The 11,928-nt window shown below is 72.7% G+C and carries 10 protein-coding genes; 7 read left to right on the top strand and 3 right to left on the bottom strand.

Going from position 1 to position 11,928, the window contains the following annotated elements:
- Positions 1–14: 14 nt before the first annotated feature.
- The 4 genes from EFE23_RS11880 to EFE23_RS11865 all read left to right on the top strand — a co-directional run bounded on the left by EFE23_RS11880 (position 15) and on the right by EFE23_RS11865 (position 4,097).
- Positions 15–1,301: a nicotinate phosphoribosyltransferase gene (locus tag EFE23_RS11880; RefSeq protein WP_123240955.1), complete on the top strand. Its 1,287-nt coding sequence runs from the start codon at positions 15–17 to the stop codon at positions 1,299–1,301.
- A 15-nt stretch (positions 1,302–1,316) separates the two neighbouring features.
- Positions 1,317–1,898, top strand: coding sequence for an isochorismatase family protein (locus tag EFE23_RS11875; RefSeq protein ID WP_123240954.1), 582 nt, complete (start codon positions 1,317–1,319; stop codon positions 1,896–1,898).
- Positions 1,899–1,962: 64 nt separating this feature from the next.
- Positions 1,963–3,177, top strand: a complete 1,215-nt coding sequence (locus EFE23_RS11870) for an MFS transporter (protein ID WP_123240953.1) — start codon at positions 1,963–1,965, stop codon at positions 3,175–3,177.
- 152 nt (positions 3,178–3,329) lie between these two features.
- A complete protein-coding gene (locus tag EFE23_RS11865; protein ID WP_148058435.1) occupies positions 3,330–4,097 on the top strand; it encodes an alpha/beta hydrolase family protein in 768 nt (255 codons plus the stop codon).
- A gap of 156 nt (positions 4,098–4,253) precedes the next feature.
- On the opposite strand, the gene ctaD is transcribed toward EFE23_RS11865, so the two are convergent.
- Both ctaD and EFE23_RS11855 read right to left on the bottom strand, forming a co-directional pair.
- The gene (gene ctaD / locus EFE23_RS11860) at positions 4,254–6,011 is read right to left on the bottom strand and encodes an aa3-type cytochrome oxidase subunit I (protein ID WP_123240951.1); all 1,758 of its coding nucleotides are present in this window, start codon (positions 6,009–6,011) and stop codon (positions 4,254–4,256) included.
- 143 nt (positions 6,012–6,154) lie between these two features.
- Positions 6,155–7,261, bottom strand: coding sequence for an FAD-dependent monooxygenase (locus tag EFE23_RS11855; RefSeq protein WP_123240950.1), 1,107 nt, complete (start codon positions 7,259–7,261; stop codon positions 6,155–6,157).
- A 302-nt stretch (positions 7,262–7,563) separates the two neighbouring features.
- Here EFE23_RS11855 and EFE23_RS11850 point away from each other — a divergent pair, with 302 nt between their 5' ends.
- Positions 7,564–8,706 (top strand): glycoside hydrolase family 12 protein, encoded by a 1,143-nt coding sequence (locus EFE23_RS11850; RefSeq protein WP_123240949.1) that lies wholly within the window; start codon positions 7,564–7,566, stop codon positions 8,704–8,706.
- 55 nt (positions 8,707–8,761) lie between these two features.
- On the opposite strand, the gene EFE23_RS11845 is transcribed toward EFE23_RS11850, so the two are convergent.
- Positions 8,762–9,544 carry an aldo/keto reductase gene (locus tag EFE23_RS11845; RefSeq protein ID WP_123240948.1) on the bottom strand — a complete coding sequence of 261 codons (783 nt, stop codon included), beginning with the start codon at positions 9,542–9,544 and terminating at the stop codon, positions 8,762–8,764.
- A gap of 117 nt (positions 9,545–9,661) precedes the next feature.
- Here EFE23_RS11845 and EFE23_RS11840 point away from each other — a divergent pair, with 117 nt between their 5' ends.
- Positions 9,662–10,696 (top strand): DNA polymerase ligase N-terminal domain-containing protein, encoded by a 1,035-nt coding sequence (locus EFE23_RS11840; protein ID WP_123240947.1) that lies wholly within the window; start codon positions 9,662–9,664, stop codon positions 10,694–10,696.
- 8 nt (positions 10,697–10,704) lie between these two features.
- The gene (locus EFE23_RS11835; protein ID WP_123240946.1) at positions 10,705–11,892 is read left to right on the top strand and encodes a threonine synthase; all 1,188 of its coding nucleotides are present in this window, start codon (positions 10,705–10,707) and stop codon (positions 11,890–11,892) included.
- Positions 11,893–11,928 lie beyond the last annotated feature (36 nt).

Here is an 11,928-nt window from a genome sequence, read left to right as displayed (position 1 = left end):
TCTAGGCTGGGGGCGTGAGCACCCTTCGCCCCGCGCTGCTGACCGACCACTACGAGCTGACCATGATCAGCGCCGCCCTGCGGGACGGCACCGCCGACCGCCGCTGCGTCTTCGAGGTGTTCACCCGGCGGCTGCCGGCGGGCCGGCGCTACGGGGTGGTCGCCGGCACGGCCCGGCTGGTCGAGCTGATCCGGGAGTTCCGCTTCGACGCCGAGGAGGTCGACTTCCTGCGCCGTACCGGGGTGGTGGACGACCGGGCCGCGGAGTGGCTGACCAACTACCGCTTCACCGGCGACGTCGACGGGTACGCCGAGGGCGAACTCTTCTTCCCCGGCTCCCCGATCCTCACCGTCTCCGGCGGCTTCGCCGAGTGCGTCGTGCTGGAGACGCTGGTGCTGTCGGTGCTCAACCACGACTGCGCGGTCGCCGCGGCGGCGGCCCGGATGGTCACCGCCGCCCGCGGCCGGGCCCTGATCGAGATGGGGTCCCGGCGGGCGCACGAGGAGGCGGCGGTGGCCGCCGCGCGGGCGGCGTACCTGGCCGGGTTCCGGTTCACCTCCAACCTCGCGGCGGGCCAGCGGTACGGCATCCCCACCGCGGGCACCGCGGCGCACGCGTTCACCCTGCTGCACGACGACGAGCGGGCGGCGTTCGCCTCGCAGGTCGCCACCCTGGGCAAGGACACCACCCTGCTGGTCGACACGTACGACATCAGCCAGGGCATCCGGAACGCGATCGAGATCGCCGGGCCGGAGCTGCGCGCGATCCGGATCGACTCCGGCGACCTGACCGTGATCGCGCAGCAGTCCCGGGAGCTGCTCGACTCGCTCGGGGCCACCGAGACGAAGATCATCGTTTCCGGCGACCTGGACGAGTACTCCATCGCCACGCTGGCCGCCGAGCCGGTCGACATGTACGGCGCGGGAACCTCCGTGGTGACCGGCTCCGGCGCGCCGACCGCCGGTCTGGTCTACAAGCTGGTGGAGGTCGAGGGGCGGCCGGTGGTCAAGCGCTCCGAGCACAAGGCCACCATCGGCGGCCGCAAGGTGGCCGTACGCCGGCACAAGCCGACCGGCACCGCCACCGAGGAGGTCATCGTGCCGCAGGGCGTGCCGGACCGGCAGCCGAACGACCGGTTGCTCCAGCGCTCCTTCGTGGTGGCGGGCGAGCCGGTGGCGCTGCCCACCCTCGACGAGTCGCGGGAGCACCTGCGGCAGTGCCTGATCTCCATCCCGTGGGAGGGCCTGAAGCTGTCCGGCGGCGACCCGGCCGTCCCGGTGACCGTCGTACCCGCGACCTGAGGAAGGACCGTACCGATGGGCAACGCCTTGATCATCGTCGACGTGCAGAACGACTTCTGCGAGGGCGGCTCGCTCGCCGTCGCCGGCGGGGCGGGCGTGGCGGCCGGCATCTCCCGGCTGCTCGCCGCCGAACCGGACCGCTGGGACCACGTGGTGGCGACGAAGGACTACCACATCGACCCGGGGGCGCACTTCGGCAACCCGCCGGACTTCGTCGACTCCTGGCCGAGGCACTGCGTGGTGGGCACCGCCGGGTCGGAGTTCCACCCCGACCTGGCGACCGACCGGGTCGAGGCGATCTTCCACAAGGGCGAGCACGCCGCCGCGTACTCCGGTTTCGAGGGGCACGGCCCCGACGGCGAGTGCCTGGCCGACTGGCTGCGCCGGCACGACGTCGACCGGGTCGACGTGGTCGGGATCGCCACCGACCACTGCGTACGGGCGACGGCGCTGGACGCCGTCCGGGAGGGCTTCCGCACCACCGTGCTGCTCGACCTCACCGCCGCGGTGGCCCGGGACACCCTCGACGTCGCGCTGCGGGCGTTCGAGGGCGGCGACGTGACCATGGTCGGCGAACCTGTGATCAGGACCGCTTGACCAGGTAATTGGTTGCGACTGTCGTACCCCCGGTCGAGGATGTCGGCCGGAGGTACGGACCGTCGTGAACTTGAAGCCTTACCGGGAGGCGCTCGCCCTGCCCGGTCTCCGGTCGTTGCTGCTGGTGTCGGTGCTGGCCCGCGTCCCACTCACCGCGACCGGGGTGACGCTCACCTTCCACGTCGTGCTGGACCTCGGCCGGGGCTACGGCGCGGCCGGCCTGGTGGGTGCCGCGTCCACCGTCGGCGCCGCGCTCGGCTCGCCACTGCTCGGCCGGCTGGTCGACCGGCGCGGGCTGCGGCCGGTGCTGCTGCTGACCACGCTCGCCGAGGGGGTCTTCTGGGCCGTCGCGCCGACCCTGTCGTACCCGGTGCTGCTCCCGGCGGCCTTCCTGGCCGGGCTGCTCGCCCTGCCGGTATTCTCGGTGGTCCGCCAGTCGGTGGCCGCGCTGGTGCCGGCCGATCGGCGTCGCCCCGCGTACGCGCTGGACTCGATGTCGGTGGAGCTGTCGTTCATGGTGGGCCCGGCGCTGGCCGTGGCCCTCGCCACCGCCGCGTCCCCGCGGCTCACCATGTGGGCGCTCGGGGTCGGGATCGTGGCCTCGGGCGTCTGCTTCTGGCTGCTCGACCCGCCCACCCGCAGCGCCGACGAGCCGGCCGGCCCGCACCGGAAGATTCCCCGCCGCGAGTGGCTCACGCCGCGGCTGCTGGCCGTGCTGGCGATCAGCCTGGCCGCCACCCTGGTGCTCGGTGGCACGGACGTGGCGGTGGTGGCCGTGCTGCGCGCCGGCGGCGAGGTCGGCTGGACCGGCGCGGTGCTGACCGCCTGGGCGGTGGCCTCGCTGCTGGGCGGCTTCGCGTACGGGGCGGTCACCCGCTCGCTCTCGCCGCTGCTCCTGATGGCCGTCCTCAGCCTCACCACGATCCCGGTCGGCCTGGGCGGGGCGCACTGGTGGCTGCTCTGCCTCGCGCTGGTCCCGGCCGGGGCACTCTGCGCGCCCACCCTCGCCGCGACCGCCGACGCGGTGAGCCGGCTCGCCCCGGCCGACGTACGCGGTGAGGCGATGGGCCTGCACGGCTCGGCGGTCACCGTCGGCATCGCCCTCGGCGCGCCGCTGGCCGGCGCGGTCATCGACGCGTCGGCCCCGCTGTGGGGCTTCGCGGTCACCGGCGCGATCGGCGTGCTGGTCGCGCTGGTGGTGCTCCCGATCGAACTGGGCCATCGCCGCCGGCCGGCCACCCCCACCCCGGACGTGGACCTGACACCCGCCGGCGTCTGACCCGCGGTCGGCGCGCGACGAAGCCCGCAGGCCGGCCGGCGATACCGAGCGCCGCCGTAACAGCTCCGACACGGTGACCCGAGCGGGACAGCCGGACGAACGGGGCGCCGGGAGAATGGGAGCGCTTCCAATCCCGCGATCAAGGAGTCGCCGTGAAGATAGCCGCTCTACGTCTGGTTGCCGTGGCCGCCCTCTCGGTGGGGATGGTTTCCTGCAGCAGCAGCGCCGAGACCCCGGTGGCGAAGCCGACCGGGCTCAACGCCGGCGCCGACTGTCCCGGGCTGGCCGAGCACGGCCGGCAGATCGTCTTCGGCGAGGAGGCCGGCACCCAGTTGGGCGGGGTCGTCCTCGGCTCCGGGAGCACCGGCGTGGTGCTGGCGCACATGGCGGGCGGCGACGTCTGCCAGTGGCTGCCCTACGGGCGGGAGTTGGCCGACCGGGGCTACCGGGTGCTCGCCTTCGACTTCGCCGGATCCGGCTCCTCTCCGGGCAGCGGCGTCACGCGGGGCCAGCAGGTCCAGGCGGCGGCCGCGGCGCTGCGGGCCGACGGGGCCAGCCGGGTGGTGCTGATGGGCGGGTCGATGGGCGGCACCTCGGTGCTGGCCGCCACCCCGACGCTCAGCCCGGCGCCGGACGCGGTCGTCGCGCTCTCCCCGCCCACCTCCTACGGCGACGCGGACGCCGCCGGCGCCGCCCCGAAGATCACCGTCCCGGTCTTCTACGGCGCGGGTGAGCTGGAGCCGAACTTCCCGGTGGCGGCACAGGCGCTGTACGACGCCACACCGAAGACCACCCAGCGGCAGCTGGTGCTGGCCCCGAGCACCCAGCACGGGGTGTTCCTGGTCGACCCCGGCACCGGCGAGGCCGGGATCCGTGAGCAGGTGACGAAGTTCCTCGACAGCCACGCCCCGGCGGCCTAGGACCGCCGCACGCCTCCGGCGGCCGCGCTCCGGCCGGGCGGCGGCCCGACGATCCCGGACAGCAGGTCTCCGGCCCGGCACGGGGCGGACCGGAGCACGGGAAGGGCCCCCTTCGCACACCGTTTCCGGTGGCGAAGGGGGCCCTTCGACGAGTGGTCAGCGCCGGTCGAGGTTACCGGCGGTGTCCTCCACGTAGCTGGCGCCACCGTTGGCCTCGCTGGTCAGCGGCTTGGCGCCGCCCTCCGGCGGGCCGGCCAGGGTCTGCCCGGCGGCCAGCTCCGGGAACTTCAGGTCGAACGCCGGCCGCTCGGAGCGGATCCGGGGCATCCGGTCGAAGTTGCGCAGCGGCGGCGGGGAGCTGGTGGCCCACTCGAGCGAGTTGCCGTGGCCCCACGGGTCGTCGACCTCGACCACCGGGCCGGCCTTGTACGACTTCCAGCAGTTCCAGATGAACGGCAGCGTCGAGATGCCGGTGATGAACGCGCCGATCGTGGAGATCGTGTTCAGCGTGGTGAAGCCGTCGCCGGGCAGGTAGTCGGCGTACCGCCGGGGCATGCCCTCGTTGCCCAGCCAGTGCTGCACCAGGAAGGTGGTGTGGAAACCGATCATGGTCAGCCAGAAGTGCACCTTGCCCAGCCGCTCGTCGAGCATCCGGCCGAACATCTTCGGGAACCAGAAGTAGATGCCGGCGAAGACGGCGAACACGATCGTGCCGAAGAGCACGTAGTGGAAGTGCGCCACCACGAAGTACGAGTCGTGGATGTGGAAGTCCAGCGGCGGGCTGGCCAGGATCACACCGGTCAGACCACCGAAGAGGAAGGTGACCAGGAAGCCGATGGCGAAGAGCATCGGCGTCTCGAAGGTGATCTGGCCCCGCCACATGGTGCCGATCCAGTTGAAGAACTTCATTCCGGTCGGCACGGCGATCAGGTAGCTGAGGAAGCTGAAGAACGGCAGCAGCACCTGGCCGGTGGCGAACATGTGGTGCGCCCAGACGCTCATCGACAGGGCGGCGATGGCGATGGTCGCGCCGACCAGGCCCTTGTAACCGAAGATCGGCTTCCGGGAGAAGACCGGGATGACCTCGGTGATGATGCCGAAGAACGGCAGCGCGATGATGTAGACCTCGGGGTGCCCGAAGAACCAGAACAGGTGCTGCCAGAGCATCGGGCCGCCGGTCGCCGGGTCGTACACGTGGGCGCCGATCAGGCGGTCCGCGGCGAGCGCGAAGAGCGCGGCGGCCAGCAGCGGGAAGATGAGGATGGCCAGCAGGCTGGTGACCAGCATGTTCCAGGTGAAGATCGGCATCCGGAACATGGTCATGCCGGGGGCGCGCAGGGTCAGGATCGTGGTGATCATGTTGACCGCGCCGAGGATGGTGCCCAGACCGGAGATGGCCAGGCCGACCACCCACATGTTCGCGCCGACGCCCGGCGAGTGCTCGGCCGTGCTCAGCGGCGTGTACGCGGTCCAGCCGAAGTCGGCGGCGCCACCGGGGGTGATGAAGCCGGCGGTGGCCATGGTGCCGCCGAAGAGGTACAGCCAGTAGGCGAAGGAGTTGAGTCGGGGGAACGACACGTCGGGCGCGCCGATCTGCAGCGGCACCACGTAGTTCGCGAAGGCGAACACGATCGGCGTCGCGAAGAACAGCAGCATGATCGTGCCGTGCATGGTGAAGAGCTGGTTGTACTGCTCGGGCGACAGGAACTGCAGGCCCGGCCGAGCCAGCTCGGCGCGCATGATCAGGGCCATCAGGCCGCCGATCATGAAGAACGCGAACGCGGTGACCATGTACATGATCCCGATCTGCTTCGCGTCCGTGGTGCGCAGCAGCCGCGCGATGGCCGACCCCTTGACCGGCTCGCGGACCGGCCAGGGCCGGGTCACGACCGGCTTGGGTGCGACGGTGGTCACGAGTGGCCTCCGGTTCTGGGTTGTCCCGCTCGGCACGCGCTGTTCTTCTGCGCAGCCGTCATCCGTAGGGAGGATAGTCCCCGGCAGGTGGGGGCGCCGCGTGGGGTGGGCGGCTACGATCACCGGCCGTCGCCGCCGGGGCGTCAGAGCGGGTCGACCAGCAGCCGGTAGTGCTCCTGGAAGATCCGCCCGCCGCGCCCGCGCAGCAGCGGGTCGCGCAGCGCCGGCGGCACGTCGCGAGTCCGGTTGCGGTCCCGGGTCCGGTCCCGCACCCATCGGGTACGCGGCCGGCGGCGGCTCTCGTACGCGAGCAGGGCGGCGTCGACGCTGCCGGCGGCCCGGAGCGACTCGGCGAGCACCACGGCGTCCTCCAGGGCCATCGCGGCACCCTGGGAGAGGGTCGGCGCGGTGGCGTGGGCGGCGTCCCCGACGAGCAGCACCCGGCCGTGGAACCACCGGCCCAGCTCAACCTCCTCGGTGCGCTCCACGTGCACCCGGTCGAGCGCGGCCAGCACCTCGGGGACCGGACCGCCGTAGTCGCCGAACAGCTCGTGCAGCCGGGCGAGCGGGTCGGCGGGGAGGGTGCTGCCGGCCTCGTCGGCGTAGCAGTGCAGCCGGCCGGCCCCGATCGGCACCACCAGGAAGCCGGCGCGCTGGCCGAGCAGCGCGGTCCAGTCGGCGACCCGGGGCCCGTCACGCACCACGGCCCGGTAGACGACCTGGCCGGCGGGGCGGGGCGGGCCGCCGAGCGCGGCCAGGGTACGCACCGCCGAGCGCGGCCCGTCCGCGCCGATCAGCAGGTCGTACTCGGCGCAGGTGCCGTCGGTGAAGCCGACCGCGACGCCGCCCGGCAGCGGCTCGACGGTCCTGATCTCGGCGCCGTGACGGACCGCGCCGCCGGCCCCGGTGAGCAGGACGCGGTGCAGTTCGGCGCGGGGCAGGGCGCGGCACTCCCCCACCCCGGCCCATAGGGCGTCGAGGTCGACCTCGCAGAGCGGCGCGCCGGCGGCGTCGAGGAAGCGCTGCCGGTGGATGAGCTGGCCGAGCGGGCGTACCGGGCCGTCGAGGTCCAGCCGGCGCAGCGCCCGCGCCGCGTTGCCGGGGAGATAGAGGCCGATGTCGGTGTGCTCGCCGGGCGGCAGCTTCTCGGTGACGTCGGGCCGGAACCCCGCCAGCCGCAGCGCACGGGCGACGGCGAGCCCGGCGATGCCCGCGCCGACGACGAGGATGCGCAGGGGGGAGCCACCCATGGTGGTGTACGCCTCCGGAGGGGTTCGGAACGCGTTGGAGGCAAGACACTACTCGCCGCAATCGCCGCACGGTAGACCCCATCGGCCCTGGCGCGGGAGTCCCTCGGTGGGTTGGATCCGTCCCGTAGGCGGGAATCCCGCACCAGCCGGAGGATGCCGGAGACCTCGGCAGCGGTGTCGACGGGACGGCTGCGGTTGCGCAACCGTTTCATCCATGTAAATGTGTGACGTTGAACGTGGGAGCGCTCCCGAACGTACCCATCACCCGTCCCCGGCGCACCGCGCCGCAGGCAAGGAGCATCATGAAGCGTCCACTGAGGGCCGTCGTGGCCGCCGGTCTGCTGGCCGCCGGCTCGATCGTCGCCGTCATCCTCGGCGGCAGCGCCTCCGCCGACACCCAGATCTGCGAGCAGTACGGGTCCACCACCATCGGCGGCAAGTACGTCGTGCAGAACAACCGCTGGGGCACCAGCGCCCAGCAGTGCATCAACGTGACCTCCAGCGGCTTCTCCATCACCCGCCAGGACGGCGTCGGCTCGACCAGCGGCGCGCCGGTCTCCTACCCGTCAATCTTCGTGGGCTGCCACTACACGAACTGCTCCCCCGGCACGAACCTGCCGGCGCAGGTGAAGAACATCGGCAGCGCGCCGAGCAGCATCAGCTACAACTACGTCAGCGGCGCCATCTACGACGCGGCGTACGACATCTGGCTCGACCCCAGCCCGAAGAAGGACGGGGTGAACCAGATGGAGATCATGATCTGGTTCAACCGGCAGGGCTCCATCCAGCCGATCGGCTCCCCGGTCGCCAACGCCAGCATCGCCGGCCGGAACTGGGAGGTCTGGCGGGGCAGCAACGGCTCCAACAACGTGATCTCGTACGTGGCGCCGTCGCCCATCACCAGCATGAGCTTCGACGTCATGGCGTTCATCGCCGACACCCGCAACCGGGGCGCGATCACCAACGACTGGTACCTGACCAGCATCCAGGCCGGCTTCGAGCCGTGGCAGGGCGGCGTGGGCCTGGCGGTCAACTCGTTCTCGCAGAGCGTCAACACCGGCTCCACCCCGCCGCCGACGACCGCCCCGCCGACCACCGGCGCACCGACCACCCCGCCGCCGTCCGGCACCGGCTGCTCGGTGAAGTACACCCCGAACGCCTGGAACAACGGCTTCACCGCCGACGTGGCGATCACCAACACCGGCTCCGGCACCATCAACGGCTGGACGCTGACCTACAACCTGCCCTCGGGGCAGACCATCACCAGCGCCTGGAACGCCACGGTGACCCAGAGCGGGTCGGCGGTGACCGCCCGGAACCTCAGCTACAACGGCACGCTGTCGCCGGGGGCCTCGACCAGCTTCGGCTACCAGGGGACGCTGAGCGGCTCGTACTCCTCGCCGAGCAGCTTCTCCCTCAACGGAGTGACCTGCGCCCGGGCCTGATCCCGGCGGCGTGACGGGGGCGCGGTCCGCGGACCGCGCCCCCACTGCCGCGCCGTCAGCCGCCCAGGGCGTCGATGTCGCGCATCTCCTCGGCGGTCAGCGAGAAGCCGAAGACGTCGGCGTTGGCCCGGATCCGGTCCGGGGTCACCGACTTGGGGATCACCACGATCTCGTGGTCGATGTGCCAGCGGAGGACCACCTGCGCCGTGGAGACGTCGTGCGCCTGCGCGATCCGGGCCAGCACCGGGTCGGACAGGTCACTGGTCTTGAACGGGCTGTAGCCCTCCAGCACCACGCCCCGATCCCGGTGCGCGGCGTGCACCGCCCGGTCGTACAGGGACGGGCTCCAGCGGATCTGGTTGACCGCGGGGGTCTCCTCGGTGGCCTGGATCAGCTCGTCGAGCTGCGAGATCGAGTAGTTGCTGACCCCGACGGCCCGGGTCAGGTTCTCGTCCCGGGCGGCCAGCAGTTCCCGCCACATCGGGATGCTGTCGCCCGGCGAGGACGGGGGCCAGTGGATCAGCCACAGGTCGACGTACCCGGTGTCCAGGGCGGCCAGGCTCGCCTCGATCGTCTCCCGCTCCCGGCCGACCCGCTCCGGCGGCAGCTTCGTGGTGATGAAGAGGTCCTCACGGCGCACCCCGCTCTCCTTGACCGCCCGGCCGACCTCCTTCTCGTTGCCGTACATCGTGGCGGTGTCGATGTGCCGGTAACCGGCGTCCAGGGCGGCGAGCACGGCGTCGTACCCGGCCTCGCCGGTGGCCTGCCAGGTGCCGAAGCCGAGCAGCGGCATCCGCACGTCGCCGGAAAGAGGAACGGTGGGCTGGTCGAGGTCCATACCGACGCTTCTACCCGTGATCCCCGCACCCATGCCGGCGGCGCGCCGGACGGCGGGGAAACGGACGCGAGAGCCGGGAACCGGGCGATCGGGCCGGATGTGCCGCAGAATGCGGGGGTGGGCGACCGGCTGGAGGAGTACCGGCGGAAACGGGACGCGGCGCGCACCCCGGAACCGGTGCCGCAGCCGGCCCCGGCGCGGAAGCGGACCTCCCACCGCAGGCCGCGGTTCGTCATCCAGCAGCACCACGCCCGCAGCCTGCACTGGGACCTGCGGCTGGAGCACGACGGCGTGCTGGCCTCCTGGGCCGTGCCGCGCGGCCTGCCCCGCGACCCCGGCCGCAACCACCTCGCCGTGCACACCGAGGACCACCCGATGGAGTACCTCACCTTCCACGGCGAGATCCCGGCCGGCGAGTACGGCGGCGGCAGGATGACCATCCACGACACCGGGACGTACCGCGCGGAGAAGTGGCGCGACGACGAGGTGATCGTGGTGCTCGACGGGAAGCGGACGAAGGGCCGGTACGTACTCTTCGCCACCGGCGGGCGGGGCCGGGACTGGATGGTCCGCCGCACCGACCCGGCCCCGGCGGGCTGGACGCCGATGCCCGAGCTGATCCGCCCGATGCACGCCACATCCGCCAGGCGACTGCCAAAGGACGCCGACGCCTGGGGGTACGAGCTGCGCTGGGACGGGGTCCGGGCGATCGCGTACGTCTCCGGCGGCCGGCTGCGGCTGCTGGACGGGACCGACGGGGAGATCGGCGGGGCGTACCCCTGGCTGCGCGGCATGGCCGAGGCGCTGGCCCCGACCGAGGCGGTGCTGGACGGTGTGCTGGTCCGGATCGACCCGGCCGGCCGGGTGCACCCGCCGAGCAAGCGGGACGGCCAGTTCCTCGCCGCGGACCTGCTCTGGCTGGAGGGCGCGACCAGCACCGACCTGCCGTACGCGCAGCGCCGCGAACTGCTCGACGGTCTGGCGCTCGCCGGCCGGCACTGGCAGACTCCGCCGTGGTTCCCGGGCATCGGTGCGGACGCCCTGCGGACCGCCCGCGAACAGGGGCTCCCGGGTGTGCTGGCCAAGCGCCTCGACGCCCCGTACGAGCCGGGCCGGCGCAGCCGGCACTGGCTGAGCATCGACGCGAGCTGAGGAGCGCCGTGTACCTCACGCACCTGGAATGCCCGCGCTGCGGTCTCGAACGTCCGGCGGACAAGCTGCAGAACCTGTGCGACTGTGGGTCCCCGTTGCTGGCCCGCTACGACCTGGCCGCGGTGGGCGCGGCGCTGACCCCCGAGCAGTTCGGCCTGCGTCCGGCCGACCTGTGGCGCTACCGGGAGCTGCTGCCGGTCGCCGATCCCCGGTTCGTGACCACGCTGGGCGAGGGCTGGACGCCGCTGCTGCGTGCCCCCGCGTACGGCCACGAGATCGGGATCCCGGACCTGATCGTGAAAGACGAGGGACTGACCCCCACCGGGTCGTTCAAGGCCAGGGGCGCGGCGGTGGGGGTGAGCCGCGCCCGGGAGCTGGGCGTGGAGCGGCTCGCCATGCCGACCAACGGCAACGCCGGGGCGGCCTGGGCGACGTACGCGGCCCGGGCCGGGATGCGCGCGACCATCGCCATGCCGCTGGACGCGCCGACCATCTGCCGGCGGGAGTGCCGGGCGGCCGGCGCCGACCTGCGCCTGGTGGACGGCCTGATCAGCGACGCCGGCCGGTGGGTGGCCCGGCTGGTCGCCGAGTCGGGCGGGCGGATCTTCGACGCCGGGACGCTGCGCGAGCCGTACCGCCTGGAGGGCAAGAAGACCATGGGGTACGAGATCGTCGAGCAGCTCGGCTGGCAGGTGCCCGACGTGATCATCTATCCCACCGGTGGCGGGGTGGGGCTGATCGGCATCCACAAGGCCCTGCACGAGCTGCGCGAGCTGGGCTGGGTGGAGGACAAGCTGCCCCGCCTCGTCGCGGTGCAGTCCACCGGCTGCGCCCCGATCGTCCGGGCGTTCGCCGCCGGGGAGGAGCGGGCCACCCCTTGGGCGGACGCGCACACCGTGGCGTTCGGCATCACGGTGCCGGCCCCGCTCGGCGACGAGCTGATCCTGACCGCGCTGCGCGAGAGCGGCGGCACGGCGATCGCGGTCGAGGACACGGAGATCCTCGCCGACCTGCGCGACTTCGCCGCCCGGGAAGGGCTGCTGCTCTGCCCGGAGGGCGCGGCCTGCCTGACCGCCGCCCGGCACCTGCGGGCCGGGGGCTGGATCCGGGCCGGCGAGCGGGTCGTGGTGCTGAACACCGGCGCCGGCCTCAAGTACCCGGAGACGGTGGACGTCTCGGACGTGCCCACGGTGTAAGGAAGGGCCCCTTCTTAACGCCTCCGGTAGAGCACG

It is taken from the genome of Micromonospora solifontis, from assembly GCF_003725545.1.
In the GTDB taxonomy this organism is placed as follows: domain Bacteria; phylum Actinomycetota; class Actinomycetes; order Mycobacteriales; family Micromonosporaceae; genus Micromonospora; species Micromonospora solifontis.
The sequence above is the reverse complement of the archived record's forward strand: the minus strand, read 5'-3'. Positions and strand labels throughout refer to the sequence as shown.